Below are 15,962 nucleotides of genomic sequence, written 5' to 3'. Positions count from 1 at the left end.
CCGTGAGCGACGTCCGCAACGTGATCATCATCGGTTCCGGGCCTGCGGGCTATACGGCCGCGCTCTACACCGCCCGTGCCTCGCTGAAGCCGCTGGTCTTCGAGGGCGCCGTGACGGCCGGTGGCGCGCTGATGAACACGACCGATGTGGAGAACTTCCCCGGCTTCCGTGACGGCATCATGGGCCCCGACCTGATGGACAACATGCGGGCCCAGGCCGAGCGCTTCGGCGCCGAGCTGATCCCGGACGACGTCATCGCGGTCGACCTCAGTGACGAGATCAAGACGGTCACCGACTCCGCCGGCACCGTCCACCGTGCCAAGGCCGTGATCGTCACCACCGGCTCCCAGCACCGCAAGCTCGGTCTGCCCCGCGAGGACGAGCTCTCCGGCCGCGGTGTCTCCTGGTGCGCCACCTGTGACGGGTTCTTCTTCAAGGACCAGGACATCGCCGTCATCGGCGGCGGCGACACGGCGATGGAGGAGGCCACCTTCCTCTCCCGCTTCGCCAAGTCCGTCACCGTCGTGCACCGCCGTGACGCCCTGCGCGCCAGCAAGGCGATGCAGGAGCGTGCCTTCGCAGACCCCAAGATCTCCTTCGTCTGGGACAGCGAGGTCGCGGAGATCCACGGTGAGAACAAGCTCTCCGGGCTGACGCTGCGCAACCTCAAGACCGGTGAGACCTCCGAGCTGCCGGTGACCGGTCTGTTCATCGCGATCGGTCACGACCCGCGCACCGAGCTGTTCAAGGGCCAGCTGGACCTGGACGACGAGGGCTACCTCAAGGTCTCGGCCCCCTCGACGCGCACGAACCTCACCGGCGTGTTCGCCGCGGGCGACGTCGTGGACCACACTTACCGCCAGGCGATCACCGCTGCCGGCACGGGCTGCTCCTCCGCCCTGGATGCCGAGCGGTACCTCGCCTCCCTCTCGGACGGCGACAGCGTCCGAGAGCCCGAGCAGACCGCCTGACCCGCCCCCACCCCGCCCCACGCAGAGAAGATGTAAGGAGACCTCCGTGGCTCTCAAGACCGTTACCGACGCCACCTTCGACGAGGACGTCCTCAAGAGCGACAAGCCCGTCCTCGTGGACTTCTGGGCCGAGTGGTGCGGCCCGTGCCGCCAGATCGCCCCGTCCCTGGAGGCGATTGCCGCCGAGCACGGTGACAAGATCGAGATCGTCAAGCTGAACATCGACCAGAACCCGGCCACGGCCGCGAAGTACGGCGTCATGTCGATCCCGACGCTCAACGTCTACCAGGGCGGCGAGGTCGTCCAGACGATCGTCGGTGCCAAGCCGAAGGTCGCCCTCGAGCGCGACCTCGACGCTTTCATCAGCGCCAAGTAAGCAGTGGCTGTTTCACGTGAAACAGCCACTGCCGTGAAACAGCGGTTCACGTGAAACAGCAGCAGCACGCCGATGGGCCCATACCTCCTCCGAGGTGCGGGCCCATCGGCGTCTTCGTCGAGCTCGCGGGCGGTCAGCTCTAGAGCGGCCGCAGTGCGGGTTCCTTCTGGACCGCCCCGAGCAGCCGGTCCAGTGCCAGCTCGACGTCCTCCTTCCAGGAGAGCGCCGTTCGTAGCTCCAGCCGCAGCCGGGGATAGCGCGGGTGCGGCCGTACCGTCTTGAAGCCCACGGCCAGCAGATGGTCGGCGGGCAGCACACACGCCGGCTCCGACCAATGGGCGTCGCCGAAGGCCTCGATCGCCTTGAAGCCACGCCTGAGCGCGTCCTTGGCCGCGGTCTGCACCATCACACGGCCCAGCCCCTGGCCCTGATAGCCCGGCATCAGCCACGCGGTCATCAACTGAACGGCGTCCGCCGCGACCGGGCTCGTGGGGAAGGCCGTCGACCGGGGCACATAGGCCGGCGGTGCGTAGAGGACGAAGCCCACGGCCACATCGTCGACGTACACCACCCGACCGCAGGAGCCCCACTCCAGCAGCACGGCGGAGATCCAGGCTTCCTTCTCCAGCTCCGGACGTCCGGCCCTCAGCGCGGCCTCACCGCTGACGGGGTCCAACTCCCAGAAGACACAGGCGCGACAGCGCTTGGGGAGATCCGGGAGATTGTCCAGCGTGAGCGGTACGAGCCGACGCCCCATGGAGCCAGAACCTCACTTCCTTCGCGAGCCATACCCCGGGCTGCGTGCAACGCACTGCGTTCCCTGAAGAGGCTGCCGACGAAGCCGCCGACTGCCCCCAGGCCCAATCCTGTTGCCACCAGTCCGGCCCGGTTCACCGTTCGCATGGCGCCGTCCCTCCGTGAACTGTGTCCAACGTGGATGTGCCATACCTCAACGCATGGTATCCGCGCGGCGATTGACCGGATAGCTGGACATGGCAAAGGGCGGGTCGTGTTCCACGTGAAACACGACCCGCCCTTGAAACGATCGCCGAAGCGACGCCCGCGAAGGTGCTCTACTCCGCGTCGCCCTCTTCCGTACCCGTGAGCTTCTGCTCCAGGACGCGTCCCTCACCCGGGGCCAGCGTCCCGAGGATCCGCTCCAGATCGTCCATCGAGGCGAACTCGACGACGATCTTTCCCTTCTTCTGCCCGAGGTCCACCTTCACCCGGGTCTCGAAGCGGTCCGACAGCCGAGAAGCAAGATCGGTCAGCGCCGGGGAAACCCGGCCCCCTGCCCGAGGGCCCTTCGACTTCGCCGAGCCCTTCGACCGCGAGCCCATCAGGGTCACGATCTCCTCGACCGCGCGGACCGAAAGCCCTTCGGCGACGATGCGGTGGGCGAGCTGGTCCTGCTCCTCCGAGTCATCGACCGAGAGGAGTGCCCGGGCGTGTCCGGCGGACAGCACCCCGGCCGCGACCCGACGCTGCACGGCCGGAGACAGCCGAAGGAGCCGCAGCGTATTGGAGACCTGCGGACGCGAACGACCGATCCGGTCCGCCAGCTGGTCGTGGGTGCAGTTGAAGTCCTTGAGCAGCTGGTCGTAGGCGGCGGCCTCTTCCAGCGGATTCAGCTGGGCCCGGTGCAGATTCTCCAGGAGCGCGTCGAGCAGCAGCTTCTCGTCGTCGGTCGCCCGAATGATGGAGGGGATCTTCTCCAGTCCGGCCTCACGGCACGCCCGCCATCTGCGCTCACCCATGATGAGCTCGTAGCGCTCCGGCGCCAGCTGCCGTACGACCACCGGCTGGAGGAGCCCGACCTCACGGATCGAGGTGACCAGTTCGGCGAGAGCGTCCTCGTCGAAGACCTCCCGGGGCTGGCGAGGGTTGGGCGTGATGGAGTCGAGGGGCAGCTCGGCGAAGTGCGCCCCGGCCGCTTCCTCCACTGCGGGCACATCGGCTGCCGCAGGGACCCGATTCTCCGTTTCACGTGAAACGGACGCCCCCCTCGCGGACCCGCCGGAGACCTCATCCATCGGAAGCGTGGTCACCTTCGCGGCGGCCACCCCCCGCTCGGCCGTCAGCACCGGCACCACGGTCGACGACGTCGCGCCGGACACCACAGCGGAACCGCCGTTGTCCGATCCCTTCGGCGCCGGCGGAATCAAGGCACCGAGCCCTCTGCCCAGTCCCCTACGTCGCTCACTCACTGAAGCCCCTCCGACATGCTGTGCTGGTCTTGCTGATGTTGGCGGCCCACCAGATGGGCCCTGCTGCCGTCGTAGTGCACGCCGATCCCCCGCAGCGCGATCTCCCGGGCCGCTTCCAGATAGGACAGCGCACCACTGGAACCCGGGTCATACGTCAGAACCGTCTGCCCATAGCTGGGCGCCTCGGAGATACGGACCGAGCGCGGGATGCTCGTACGCAGCACCTCCTTGCCGAAGTGGGTCCGCACCTCGTCGGCCACCTGCGAGGCGAGCCTCGTCCGGCCGTCGTACATGGTGAGCAGGATCGTCGACACATGGAGCTTGGGGTTGAGATGCCCCCGCACCAGCTCGACGTTGCGCAGCAGCTGGCCCAGGCCCTCCAGCGCGTAGTACTCGCACTGGATCGGGATCAGCACCTCGGCTCCGGCGACCAGTGCGTTGACCGTCAGCAGGCCCAGCGAGGGCGGGCAGTCGATAAGGATGTAGTCCAGCGGCTGCTCATAGGCCTTGATCGCCCGGTCCAGGCGGCTCTCCCGGGCTACGAGCGAGACGAGCTCGATCTCGGCACCGGCGAGGTCGATCGTGGCGGGCGCGCAGAACAGGCCCTCCACATCGGCGACCGGCTGCACCACATCGGAGAGTGCCTTGCTGTCCACGAGGACGTCGTAGATCGAGGGCACATCGGCATGGTGGTCGATCCCCAGCGCCGTGGAGGCATTCCCCTGGGGGTCGAGGTCGACGACCAGCACCCGGTTGCCGTGCAGCGCCAGAGAGGCCGCCAGATTGACGGTGGTGGTGGTCTTGCCCACCCCGCCCTTCTGGTTGGCGACCACCATCACCCGGGTCTGCTCCGGCCTGGGCATCGGGGGAGGTGGCGTTTCACGTGAAACGACCTCCCCGGCAGCCAGGGGACCGGGGGCAGCCCCTAGCTCGGAGTCGGCGGGACGGGGACCGGGGACCGGGTCGGCCATCGGCCCCGCGATGTTGGCGTCGGACCGCAAGGATTCACTCTCCTCGACATCAGGCTCGCAATAAACAGAGCCTGCCATGCTTTCGGGGTCGTGAACCAGCGAGGCCCGTTCTCCTGTGGATGAATCCACGTCACCTGTGGACAAACCCGCGTCGTGGGCCGGACGGCGGTCGCGCGGTGCGGCCGCACGGCCACGGCCGATGATTCCTTTGAGCAGGGAGCGGCGTTTCACGTGAAACACGATGCACCGCACACACCGCTACCCCGCGACGACACTCCGTTATGCGTAGTTTTGGCAGCTTGTATGGAGCATTGCCCGAGTCACCGGCCTGGCGACCCGGGCAACAGCTACCTCGGATCAGCGACGGCGACGCGTCCGGCTGACCCGCGCCGCCTTGGCGCGCTTGGCCGCGAAGCGCACACCGCCCGGGCTCTCCCCGACCTCGACCCGCACCACGGTGGACAGCGGATCCACGATGCCCTCACCGACCTGCAGCACCGACGTACGGACGACCCCGAGCTTGCTCAGCGCCGCCCGGGCGCCCTTGAGCTCCTCCTCGGCCGTATCGCCCTTGAGGGCGAGCATCTCGCCGTACGGACGCAGCAGCGGCACTCCCCAGCCGGCCAGCCGGTCCAGCGGGGCCACGGCACGCGCCGTCACCACATGCACCGGCTGCACCTTGCCGAGCATCTCCTCGGCCCGGCCACGCACGACCGTGACATGGTCCAGGCCCAGCAGCTCGACGACTTCCTGGAGGAAGGTCGTACGGCGCAGCAGCGGCTCCAGAAGCGTGATCTGGAGGTCGGGGCGGACCAGCGCCAGCGGGATGCCCGGCAGCCCGGCACCCGAGCCCACGTCGCACACCGAGACGCCGTCCGGCACGGCCTCGGAGAGCACCGCGCAGTTCAGCAGGTGCCGCTCCCAGAGTCGCGGGACCTCACGGGGGCCGATCAAGCCGCGCTTCACGCCCGCGTCGGCAAGCAGTTCCGCGTAGCGGACGGCCTCCGGGAAGCGGTCGCCGAATACCGCCTGCGCCTCGGGGGGCGCGGGGGGGAGCTCCGCTGCCTCTTCCACGGGGAACCGTCCTTCCGTACGACGTTGTCTAAGAGGCCCCGCACACGGTCGGGAAGCCCCTGCACACCAAAAGCTGCCGCACACCCATGGTGGCTGCGCAGCGAAAGTCTCTGAAGATCAGTGTCTGACGAGAAGATCAGAGTCTGACTATCAGCCTGACAAGGATCGGCCCCGCCTGCGAGCAGACGGGGCCGTACACACCTGGAAGTGGGAACCGGGTCAGGCCGGGAGTACAACCACTCGGCGCTGGGGCTCCTCGCCCTCGGACTCGCTGCGCAGTCCGGCGGCGGCCACCGCGTCGTGGACGACCTTGCGCTCGAAAGGAGTCATCGGGTCGAGCTTCACCGGCTCACCGGTGCTCTTGGCCTCGTCGGCGGCCTTGGCACCCAGCTCGGAGAGCTCCTCGCGCTTACGGGCGCGGAAGCCCCCGATGTCGAGCATGAGACGGCTGCGGTCACCGGTCTCCCGGTTCACCGCGAGACGCGTCAGCTCCTGGAGCGCCTCCAGCACCTCACCGTCACGGCCCACCAGCTTCTGGAGGTCACGGCTGGTCGAGTCGCTGATGATCGACACCGAGGCGCGATCGGCCTCGACGTCCATGTCGATGTCCCCGTCGAGGTCGGCGATGTCCAGCAGACCCTCGAGGTAATCGGCCGCGATCTCGCCTTCCTGCTCCAGGCGGGACATGGTGTCGGTGCCCTCAGCAGCGGCCGCACCGGTCTCACGCTGTGTGTCCGTCACAGTGGACTCCTTCATCACTTCTTGGTCGGGTGCTTGGGCCGCTGCGGGCCGCCCTTGCGCTGCCCGGACTTGGCGCTGCGCGAGCCGCCGGCCGGCTTGGGCTTGGTGCCCTCGGGCTGCTTCTTCTCCAGCGAAGTCTTCTCGTCTCCGGTGGACGTCTGCGTGCCGGTGCCCGCGAGCTGGCGCTTGGCCTTCGGCTGCCGCTTGGGCTGCTGACGGTTGGCGCGCGCGGCCTCGGCGGCCTTCTTCGCCTCGATCTCCTCCGGGGCCTCAACGATCTTGCCCTTGGCCCGCAGCCGCTCCTGGCGCTGGGTGAAGGCGATGCTGCCCGGAGTGGGGTTACGGCGGATGACGAACATCTGCTGGCCCAGGGTCCACACGTTGGTGGTCAGCCAGTAGACCAGGACACCGACCGGGAAGTTGATACCGAAGACGGCGAACATGATCGGGAAGACATACATCAGCATCTTCTGCTGCTGCATGAACGGCGTCTTCACCGTGAGGTCGACGTTCTTCGTCATCAGCTGGCGCTGGGTGAAGAACTGCGAGGCCGACATCAGCACGATCATGATGACCGTGACCACGCGGACATCGGTGAGGGAGGCGCCGAGGGCCTCGACCTTGGCCGCGCTGTCCATGAACTTCACGGAGAGCGGGGCGCCGAAGATGTGCGCGTTACGGGCGCTCTCCAGCAGCTCGGCGTCGATGACACCGACGACCTTGCCCTGCGCGATGTGGTTCAGCACCTGGTACAGCGCGATGAAGAAGGGCGACTGGGCCAGAATCGGGAGACAGCTCGAGAGCGGGTTGGTGCCCGTCTCCTTGTAGAGCTTCATCATCTCTTCGGACTGGCGCTGCTTGTCGCTCTTGTAGCGCTCCTGGATCGCCTTCATCTTCGGCTGGAGCGCCTGCATGTTCCGCGTCGCCTTGATCTGCTTCACGAAGAGCGGGATCAGGCAGATACGGATCAGTACCACCAGCGAGACGATGGACAGACCCCACGCCCAGCCGCTGTCCTTGTCGAAGACAAGGCTGTACAGCGTGTGGAACTGGACGATGATCCAGGAAACAACGTAATAAAGAGGACCGAGGATCGTGTCCAACATTCAGGCTCCTTGGGCGTTGGGCTGAGTCTCGGGCTGTGCGGCGGGATCCACAGCGGGATGCCCACCCAGGCGGCCCCTCAGCCGCTGATGCCAGACCGGACGCTTCCGGGGAGGGACGTGGTCGACGCCACCGAGCGACCACGGGTTGCAGCGCAGGATGCGCCAGGCCGTCAGCACCGTCCCTTTGACCGCGCCATGCACGTCGATGGCCGTATAGCCGTAGTGCGAGCACGATGGGTAGTACTTGCAGACCGGGCCCAGCAGCGGGCTGATGGTCCACTGGTAAATCTTGATCAACCAGAGCAGCGGGTACTTCACTGTGCGCTCCCTCCCGGTTCTCGTCCGGGGCTCCGGGGGTCGCCCCCCGGGGGATTGCTTCGCGGTGCCCCTCCCAGCAGCCGCTGCAGCGCAGTGTCGAGATCACGGGCCAATTGGCTGTGGTCCGCTTCACCCGCACCTGGCAGGGCCCGCACCACCACCAGGCTACCGGCGGGCAAAAGATCCAGCCGGTCACGCATGAGGTGGCGCAGACGCCGCTTGACCAGATTGCGGACGACGGCACCGCCGACGGCCTTGCTCACGACGAAACCCGCACGCGCCTGAGGAGGATTCTCCTCAGGCGTGTGCGGGTCCGTTGTACCGCTACGAAGGTGGACGACGAGGAGCGGGCGCCCGGCCCTGCGTCCTCGGCGAACCGCGGTCGCAAAGTCCTCGCGCCGCCTCAGCCGAGACTCGGAAGGCAGCACGTCATGGACCTTGACGTCAGGCTGATCAGGCCGACAGGCTTGCGCGACCCTTGCCACGGCGAGCCGCGAGGATCGCGCGGCCGGCACGGGTACGCATGCGCAGGCGGAAACCGTGGGTCTTCGCGCGGCGGCGGTTGTTCGGCTGGAAGGTGCGCTTGCTCACTCGGGGGCTCCAGAAATGAATCGTGTGATGGCGGGACACCGCCTGGCTGTCACCGTGCGCCCACGAGAAGCTCGCAATACGCCCAAGTGCACCGCTTCATGACCACGATCCCGATAAGAACGCGGCCCTTGCCCATCGGAGGCAGGCGGCAGCAGCCATCGACAACTCGACCTGGTCACGGTACGCGCGGTTACGCCATCCGGTCAAACCGGCAGCGCACCAGGGATACACCGTAGCCTCCCGCGGGCCGGGAAGTCGCCAGGCAGGCCTCATGCCGCGCGAGGCCCCTCCTCATGGCACATTTGTACACACCCTGTGGACAACGACTTGAACCGTGCGCCTCGCCCTGACTACCGTGACTGAACTCCGAATCCTTCCCGCCCGTCCCGAGAACCACACATTCGTGGGACTCCAGGGGCGCCCCCAGTGACTGAGAGAGCGTGCCCTGTGGCTGACCTGCCTGCCGATCTTGCCGCAGTGTGGCCGCGCGTGCTCGAACAGCTCCTCGGAGAGGGGCGGGGCCAAGGCGGCCAAGGGGGCGTGGAGAGCAAGGACGAGCACTGGATCAAGCGGTGTCAGCCGCTCGCGCTGGTGGCCGACACCGCGCTGCTCGCCGTGCCCAATGAATTCGCCAAGGGCGTCCTCGAGGGCCGGCTCGCCCCGATCGTCAGCGAAACCCTCAGCCGCGAGTGCGGCCGCCCCATCCGGATCGCGATCACCGTCGACGACTCCGCCGGCGAGCCGCCCGCCCAGGCGCCCGCCCCCCAGCACCAGGACCGGCAGGACCGACAGCAGTCGCGCTACGACGACTCCGCGGACCGCGTCCGCGACGCGTACGACGGCCGTGACAGCCGTGACAGCCGCGACGCCTACGAGAACTACGACAACCACGGCGGCTACGACGGCCGTGAGAGCTACGGCCGCCAGTCCCCCGCCGAGGAGCTGCCGTCCGTCCGCCCCGCCTACCCGGACTACCAGCAGCAGCGCACCGACCCGGGCGCCTGGCCGCGTCACTCGGCCCCGCCCGGCCCGCCGGCGCAGGACCGCGGCGACTACGGCTGGCAGCAGCCCCGGCTCGGCGGTTTCCAGGAGGGCGAGCGCGACCCGTACGCCTCGCAGCACGGCCAGCAGCACTCCCCGTCCCCCTACGAGCAGCAGAAGCCGTACGAGCAGCAGTCGGACTACCGCTCCGGTGCGCCCGAGCGCCCGTACGAGCAGCAGCGCCGTGAGCTGCCCGACAGCCACTCCCGCGGCGGCGGCCAGGGCGGCCCGCCCAAGCCCGGTCCGCTCTCCGCCCAGCCCGCGCCCGCGTCGGGCCCCGGCGAGCCGACCGCGCGGCTGAATCCGAAGTACCTCTTCGACACCTTCGTCATCGGCGCGTCCAACCGCTTCGCGCACGCGGCCGCGGTGGCCGTGGCCGAGGCGCCGGCCAAGGCGTACAACCCCCTGTTCATCTACGGGGAGTCGGGACTGGGCAAGACCCACCTGCTGCACGCCATCGGGCACTACGCACGCAGCCTCTACCCGGGCACGCGGGTGCGCTACGTGAGCTCCGAGGAGTTCACCAACGAGTTCATCAACTCCATCCGCGACGGCAAGGCGGACGCGTTCCGCAAGCGCTACCGCGACATGGACATCCTGCTGGTCGACGACATCCAGTTCCTCGCGAGCAAGGAGTCGACGCAGGAGGAGTTCTTCCACACGTTCAACACCCTCCACAACGCCAACAAGCAGATCGTGCTGTCCTCGGACCGGCCGCCCAAGCAGCTGGTGACCCTGGAGGACCGGCTCCGCAACCGCTTCGAGTGGGGCCTGATCACGGACGTCCAGCCACCGGAGCTGGAGACCCGGATCGCGATCCTGCGCAAGAAGGCCGTGCAGGAGCAGCTGAACGCCCCGCCGGAGGTCCTGGAGTTCATCGCCTCCCGGATCTCGCGCAACATCCGGGAGCTGGAGGGGGCGCTGATCCGCGTCACCGCCTTCGCGAGCCTCAACCGGCAGCCCGTCGACCTCGGGCTCACCGAGATCGTCCTCAAGGACCTGATCCCGGGCGGCGAGGACGCCTCGCCGGAGATCACGGCCCCCGCCATCATGGCCGCGACCGCCGATTACTTCGGGCACACGGTCGAGGACCTGTGCGGAGCCTCGCGCAGCCGGGTGCTGGTGACGGCGCGGCAGATCGCGATGTACCTCTGCCGAGAGCTGACGGACCTGTCGCTGCCGAAGATCGGCGCGCAGTTCGGCGGTCGTGACCACACGACCGTGATGCACGCGGACCGCAAGATCCGTGCGCTCATGGCCGAGCGGCGCTCGATCTACAACCAGGTCACCGAGCTGACCAACCGCATCAAGAACGGCTGACCGGAACCACAGCCGCACGAGGGCCCGCTGACGCGCCCGTAGGCATCTACGGGGGCGTCAGCGGGCCCTTCGCGCTGTGGCGGACGGTCCCGGGCGCGACAGCGCGACGAGCCGACGAGCCGACGAGCCGACGAGCCGACGAGCCGACGGTGAATGTTCTGTGGGGAAGTGCTGTGTGGAGTTCTGTCAGAGGCCCTCAGCCGAACGCCGACGCACCCGGAAATCGCGCCCGGAAGCACCCTCGGAGGGTGCCCGAAGCGCCGTTTCGCCCTGCCGGGAGCCCTCTCGAGGGCCTCCGGAAGCCGTCCGGAGGCCCTCCGCACCCATCGACCTGTTCGAATACGGACCCTCGGGTGCCGGTTCTCCACAGATTCGCGCCCGACCCACCGTCCACACCCTGGGGACTCATGAGTTATCCAGATCATGTCCACAGGCAGCCCTGTTGATAGGCCATCAGGGGAGGTCAGAGGGGTGTGGATTTGTGGCCGACGGGATTCCACAGCCTGTGGACGACGGGATCACCCACAGGGGTCCCGACCGTTGTCCACCGACCGCCCACAGGAAGATCACTGTTGTACACAGGGTTTCCACACCCCTGTCCACTGTTCGGCAACGAAACGCCCGAGGTCACCGCGCCGAGTGAAAGGCGTCACACCAAGGTGCCGGGTTGGGCTGTGGGGAACGTGGGTAAAACTGGGGACGGCCCTGGGGAGAAGTGGGCCCTGCCTGTGCACCGGGTGTGCAGAACTTTCCGCGGTCCACAGAAGACCCTGTTTATCCACCGCCTCCACCCACAGGCCCGGTGGACAAAAAAACGGTGCTGACCTGGGCAAAGGCAGTTTTCCACCGTTTCCACAGCCCCTACTACTACGACCACAGAGTTCTAGCGGGGAAATGGTTTCGAAGTGGGTCCTGTGCACAACTCGGCCGCGGACCGTGGCCCGGCCCTCGGCTCGACTTGACCCCGAGCCGCACCGACTGTCGGTGGCGTGCGTCAGACTGGTCTCCGGCAACTCAGCCGACGAACGACGCCAGCAGGGCGAGCCAGCAACAAGCAGGAGGCGGTTCCGGTGAAGATCCGGGTGGAGCGCGATGTACTCGCGGAGGCAGTGGCCTGGGCGGCCCGCAGCCTCCCGGCCCGTCCGCCGGTGCCCGTCCTCGCGGGCCTGCTGCTGAAGGCGGAGGAGGGCTCCCTGAGCCTCTCCGGCTTCGACTACGAGGTCTCGGCCCGCGTCTCGGTCGAGGCGGATGTGGAGGAGGACGGCACCGTCCTCGTCTCCGGCCGGCTGCTCGCCGACATCTGCCGCGCACTTCCCAACAGGCCTGTGGAGATCTCCACGGACGGCGTGCGGGTCACCGTCGTCTGTGGCTCCTCGCGATTCACACTCCACACACTGCCTGTGGAGGAATACCCGGCGCTGCCGCAGATGCCGACCGCCACGGGCACCGTCCCGGGCGAGGTCTTCGCCTCCGCCGCCGCCCAGGTCGCCATCGCGGCCGGCCGTGACGACACCCTGCCGGTGCTCACGGGTGTGCGGATCGAGATCGAGGGCGACACCGTCACGCTGGCCTCCACCGACCGCTACCGCTTCGCGGTCCGCGAGTTCATGTGGAAGCCCGAGACCCCGGACATCTCCGCTGTCGCCCTGGTGCCCGCCAAGACGCTGCTCGACACCGCCAAGTCGCTCAGCGGCGGCGACACGGTCTCGATCGCCCTGTCCGGCTCCGGCGCGGGCGAGGGCCTCATCGGCTTCGAGGGCGCCGGTCGCCGTACGACCACGCGACTGCTCGAGGGCGACCTGCCGAAGTACCGCACGCTCTTCCCGACCGAGTTCAACTCCGTCGCGGTGATCGAGACGGCCCCCTTCGTCGAGGCCGTCAAGCGCGTGGCCCTCGTCGCCGAGCGGAACACCCCGGTGCGGCTCAGCTTCGAGCAGGGCGTGCTGATCCTGGAAGCCGGTTCCAGCGACGATGCACAGGCTGTGGAGCGGGTCGACGCGCGGCTCGAGGGCGACGACATCTCGATCGCCTTCAACCCGGGCTTCCTGCTCGAGGGCCTGTCCGCGATCGACTCGCCGGTCGCCCAGCTGTCCTTCACCACCTCCACCAAGCCGGCGCTGCTCAGCGGCAAGCCCGCGCTGGACGCCGAGGCGGACGAGGCGTACAAGTACCTGATCATGCCGGTGCGCCTCTCCGGCTGAGCCGGGTGACGCGCCCGGCGCGGTGGCCCACCGGTGGGGAGCGCGAGGGTCGCCCCTCGCAGTGCCGCAGAATGCCGGTGCCACTCCCCGGCTGAGCCGGGTCATAAGCTCGGCGCGGATGCTTTTCGGGCCGGTGGTGACGGGGCCTACCGTCACCACCGGCCCGTTCCATCCGGTGAGCGGTTGAGCCCACAGGTGTGCACGAACCCTCGGGCGTAGGCTCGGGCTCAGGTCAGGTACGAAACGCAACGACTACGGCATAGAGGATCATGATGGAGCTCGGTCTCGTCGGTCTCGGCAAGATGGGCGGCAACATGCGCGAGCGCATTCGCCGTGCAGGCCACACCGTCATCGGATACGACCGCAACGCGGACCTCGCGGATGTCCACAGCCTCAAGGAGCTTGTGGATTCGCTGAAGGGTCCGCGCGTCGTCTGGGTCATGGTCCCGGCCGGTGCCGCGACCCAGTCCACCATCGACGAGCTCGGCGAGCTGCTGTCGCCCGGCGACGTCGTCGTCGACGGCGGGAACTCCCGCTGGACGGACGACGAGAAGCACGCCGAGGAGCTCCGCGCCAAGGGCATCGGCTTCGTGGACTGCGGTGTCTCCGGCGGCGTCTGGGGCCTGGAGAACGGCTACGCCCTGATGTACGGCGGCGACGCCGAGGACGTGGCGAAGGCTCAGCCGATCTTCGACGCGCTCAAGCCGGCGGGCGACCTCGGCGCCGTCCACGCGGGCAAGGTCGGCGCGGGCCACTTCGCCAAGATGGTCCACAACGGCATCGAGTACGCGATGATGCAGGCCTTCGCCGAGGGCTGGGAGCTGCTGGAGGCGGTGGACTCCGTCACCGACGTGCGCGAGGTCTTCCGCAACTGGCAGGAGGGCACGGTCATCCGTTCCTGGCTGCTCGACCTGGCCGTCCGCGCCCTGGACGACGACGAGCACCTGGACCAGCTGCGCGGCTTCGCGCAGGACTCCGGCGAGGGCCGCTGGACGGTGGAGGCCGCGATCGACAACGCGGTGCCGCTGCCCGCGATCACCGCGTCGCTCTTCGCCCGTTTCGCGTCCCGCCAGGACGACTCCCCGCAGATGAAGATGATCGCCGCGCTGCGCAACCAGTTCGGCGGCCACGCGGTCGAGAACAAGAAGTAAGCGGTAGCCGGGGGAGGTCGGCTCGCAACCATGCACGTATCGCATCTGTCGCTGGCCGACTTCCGCTCGTACGCCCGGGTCGAGGTCCCGCTCGACCCGGGCGTCACCGCTTTCGTGGGGCCCAACGGCCAGGGCAAGACGAATCTCGTCGAGGCCGTCGGCTATCTGGCGACCCTCGGCAGCCACCGGGTCTCCTCCGACGCGCCGCTGGTGCGGATGGGGGCCGAGCGGGCGATCATCCGGGCCGCCGTCACCCAGGGCGAGCGGCAGCAGCTGATCGAGCTGGAACTGAACCCGGGCAAGGCCAACCGGGCCCGCATCAACCGATCCTCGCAGGTCAGACCCCGTGACGTGCTCGGCATCGTGCGCACGGTGCTGTTCGCGCCCGAGGACCTCGCACTGGTCAAGGGCGACCCCGGCGAACGCCGCCGCTTCCTCGACGAGCTGATCACCGCGCGCTCCCCGCGGATGGCGGGCGTGCGCTCCGACTACGAGCGCGTCCTCAAGCAGCGCAACACCCTGCTGAAGTCCGCGGCCATGGCCCGTCGGCACGGCGGCCGCGGACTGGACCTCTCCACGCTCGACATCTGGGACCAGCACCTCGCCCGCGTCGGCGGGGAACTGCTGGCACAGCGGCTCGACCTGATCGCCACGCTGCGCCCGCTCGCCGACAAGGCGTACGAGCAGCTGGCGCCCGGCGGCGGCCCGGTCGCGTTCGACTACCGCGGTCCGGCCGGCAGCGAGGGCGCGCACAGCCGCGAGGAGCTGTACGAGGTGCTGCTCGCCGCGCTCGCCGAGTCCCGCAAGCAGGAGATCGAGCGCGGGGTCACGCTCGTCGGCCCGCACCGCGACGATCTGCTGCTGCGCCTGGGGCAACTGCCCGCCAAGGGGTACGCGAGCCACGGCGAGTCCTGGTCGTACGCCCTGGCGCTGCGGCTCGCCTCGTACGAGCTGCTGCGCTCCGAGGGCAATGAGCCCATCCTGGTACTGGACGACGTCTTCGCGGAGCTGGACGCCAGACGCCGGGAGCGGCTGGCCGAGCTGGTCGCCCAGGGCGAGCAGGTGCTGGTGACGGCCGCGGTGGACGACGACGTGCCGGGTGTCCTGGTGGGCGCGCGGTACGCGGTCTCGGAAGGTTCGGTCGAGCGGGTATGAGCGAGCAGCGACCCGAGGCGCCGGGGACGGCGGGGGATCCGTCGCCGCAGCAGCCGAAGACACCGGAGCACTCCGGCGTCGATCTGGCGCGGGTGGCGCTGCGCGCCGCCAAGGAACAGGCACGGGCGCGCGGCAACGCGGCCCAGCAGAAGAAGCAGGCGCGCCGCGGGGGCTTGCGTTCCGGCGCCCGCGCCGACGGCCGGGACCCGCTGTCGCTGGGCGCCGCGATCAACCGGCTTATCACCGAGCGCGGCTGGGAGACACCTGCGGCGGTGGGCGGCGTGATGGGCCGCTGGCCGCAGATCGTGGGCCCGGAGGTGGCGCTGCACTGCGAGCCGCAGAAGTACGACGAGGACGCCCGGGTGCTGACCGTCCAGTGCGACTCGACGGCGTGGGCGACGCAGCTGCGGCTGCTGGCCCCGCAGCTGGTGGCCCGGCTCAACGCCGATCTGGGGCAGGGCACGGTCAAGATGATCAAGGTGCTGGGGCCGGGCGGTCCCGCCCGCCGGTACGGGCCGCTGCGCGCCCCCGGGAGCACCGGCCCGGGCGACACGTACGGCTGACGGGGCCACCGGACCACTGCCGGACCCGCTGTATTCAGCCGTCGGCCGCCGCCGCCCGGACGGGTGGGGCGGCGAGCCGTATTGACGTCCGCGTTGACGCTTGAGGCCCCTGATATCGGGCGGGGCGAGCGGTGTCCGGGGGATGCCGTCACTGCCCGTCCCCGGCCGAACCGCCG

At 68.9% G+C, this 15,962-nt stretch carries 15 protein-coding genes and 1 pseudogene; 7 read left to right on the top strand and 9 right to left on the bottom strand.

What is annotated here, in order from left to right:
* Positions 1–2: 2 nt before the first annotated feature.
* Both trxB and trxA read left to right on the top strand, forming a co-directional pair.
* The gene (gene trxB / locus FHS38_RS18730) at positions 3–971 is read left to right on the top strand and encodes a thioredoxin-disulfide reductase (protein WP_184734782.1); all 969 of its coding nucleotides are present in this window, start codon (positions 3–5) and stop codon (positions 969–971) included.
* 46 nt (positions 972–1,017) lie between these two features.
* Positions 1,018–1,347, top strand: a complete 330-nt coding sequence (gene trxA, locus FHS38_RS18725; RefSeq protein WP_184734780.1) for a thioredoxin — start codon at positions 1,018–1,020, stop codon at positions 1,345–1,347.
* A 139-nt stretch (positions 1,348–1,486) separates the two neighbouring features.
* Here the strand turns inward: trxA and FHS38_RS18720 are convergent, their stop codons facing one another.
* The 9 genes and pseudogenes from FHS38_RS18720 to rpmH all read right to left on the bottom strand — a co-directional run bounded on the left by FHS38_RS18720 (position 1,487) and on the right by rpmH (position 8,355).
* Positions 1,487–2,104 carry a GNAT family N-acetyltransferase gene (locus tag FHS38_RS18720; protein WP_130878580.1) on the bottom strand — a complete coding sequence of 206 codons (618 nt, stop codon included), beginning with the start codon at positions 2,102–2,104 and terminating at the stop codon, positions 1,487–1,489.
* Between the two features lie 316 nt (positions 2,105–2,420).
* A complete protein-coding gene (locus FHS38_RS18715; protein WP_184734778.1) occupies positions 2,421–3,554 on the bottom strand; it encodes a ParB/RepB/Spo0J family partition protein in 1,134 nt (377 codons plus the stop codon).
* Positions 3,551–4,603 (bottom strand): ParA family protein, encoded by a 1,053-nt coding sequence (locus FHS38_RS18710; protein WP_184734776.1) that lies wholly within the window; start codon positions 4,601–4,603, stop codon positions 3,551–3,553. The genes FHS38_RS18715 and FHS38_RS18710 overlap by 4 nt, the downstream gene beginning before the upstream one ends.
* Before the next feature lie 279 nt (positions 4,604–4,882).
* Positions 4,883–5,599 (bottom strand): 16S rRNA (guanine(527)-N(7))-methyltransferase RsmG, encoded by a 717-nt coding sequence (gene rsmG, locus FHS38_RS18705; RefSeq protein ID WP_130878583.1) that lies wholly within the window; start codon positions 5,597–5,599, stop codon positions 4,883–4,885.
* 219 nt (positions 5,600–5,818) lie between these two features.
* On the bottom strand, positions 5,819–6,286 hold the full coding sequence (locus tag FHS38_RS18700) for a Jag family protein (RefSeq protein WP_229822690.1): 468 nt from the start codon (positions 6,284–6,286) through the stop codon (positions 5,819–5,821).
* Positions 6,287–6,354: 68 nt separating this feature from the next.
* Entirely contained in the window at positions 6,355–7,443 is a 1,089-nt protein-coding gene (yidC, locus tag FHS38_RS18695; protein ID WP_184735069.1) for a membrane protein insertase YidC, read from the bottom strand.
* A 3-nt stretch (positions 7,444–7,446) separates the two neighbouring features.
* The gene (gene yidD / locus FHS38_RS18690) at positions 7,447–7,764 is read right to left on the bottom strand and encodes a membrane protein insertion efficiency factor YidD (protein WP_184734772.1); all 318 of its coding nucleotides are present in this window, start codon (positions 7,762–7,764) and stop codon (positions 7,447–7,449) included.
* Between the two features lie 59 nt (positions 7,765–7,823).
* Positions 7,824–8,192 (bottom strand): annotated as a pseudogene (rnpA, locus tag FHS38_RS18685) (ribonuclease P protein component); the annotation flags it as partial.
* A gap of 25 nt (positions 8,193–8,217) precedes the next feature.
* Positions 8,218–8,355, bottom strand: coding sequence for a 50S ribosomal protein L34 (gene rpmH, locus FHS38_RS18680; RefSeq protein ID WP_030059672.1), 138 nt, complete (start codon positions 8,353–8,355; stop codon positions 8,218–8,220).
* Between the two features lie 447 nt (positions 8,356–8,802).
* On the opposite strand from rpmH, the gene dnaA reads away from it, so the two are divergent.
* The 5 genes from dnaA to FHS38_RS18655 all read left to right on the top strand — a co-directional run bounded on the left by dnaA (position 8,803) and on the right by FHS38_RS18655 (position 15,786).
* Complete coding sequence (gene dnaA, locus FHS38_RS18675; protein ID WP_184734768.1) at positions 8,803–10,716, top strand: chromosomal replication initiator protein DnaA; 1,914 nt, start codon at positions 8,803–8,805, stop codon at positions 10,714–10,716.
* A gap of 1,070 nt (positions 10,717–11,786) precedes the next feature.
* Entirely contained in the window at positions 11,787–12,917 is a 1,131-nt protein-coding gene (gene dnaN / locus FHS38_RS18670; protein WP_184734766.1) for a DNA polymerase III subunit beta, read from the top strand.
* Positions 12,918–13,189: 272 nt separating this feature from the next.
* The gene (gene gnd, locus FHS38_RS18665; protein ID WP_184735067.1) at positions 13,190–14,068 is read left to right on the top strand and encodes a phosphogluconate dehydrogenase (NAD(+)-dependent, decarboxylating); all 879 of its coding nucleotides are present in this window, start codon (positions 13,190–13,192) and stop codon (positions 14,066–14,068) included.
* 30 nt (positions 14,069–14,098) lie between these two features.
* Positions 14,099–15,223, top strand: a complete 1,125-nt coding sequence (gene recF, locus FHS38_RS18660) for a DNA replication/repair protein RecF (protein WP_184734764.1) — start codon at positions 14,099–14,101, stop codon at positions 15,221–15,223.
* Entirely contained in the window at positions 15,220–15,786 is a 567-nt protein-coding gene (locus FHS38_RS18655; protein WP_184734762.1) for a DciA family protein, read from the top strand. The genes recF and FHS38_RS18655 overlap by 4 nt, the downstream gene beginning before the upstream one ends.
* Positions 15,787–15,962: the final 176 nt, after the last annotated feature.

The sequence above is a fragment of the Streptomyces netropsis genome, assembly GCF_014203545.1.
Lineage (GTDB): Bacteria > Actinomycetota > Actinomycetes > Streptomycetales > Streptomycetaceae > Streptomyces > Streptomyces netropsis.
The sequence above is the reverse complement of the archived record's forward strand: the minus strand, read 5'-3'. Positions and strand labels throughout refer to the sequence as shown.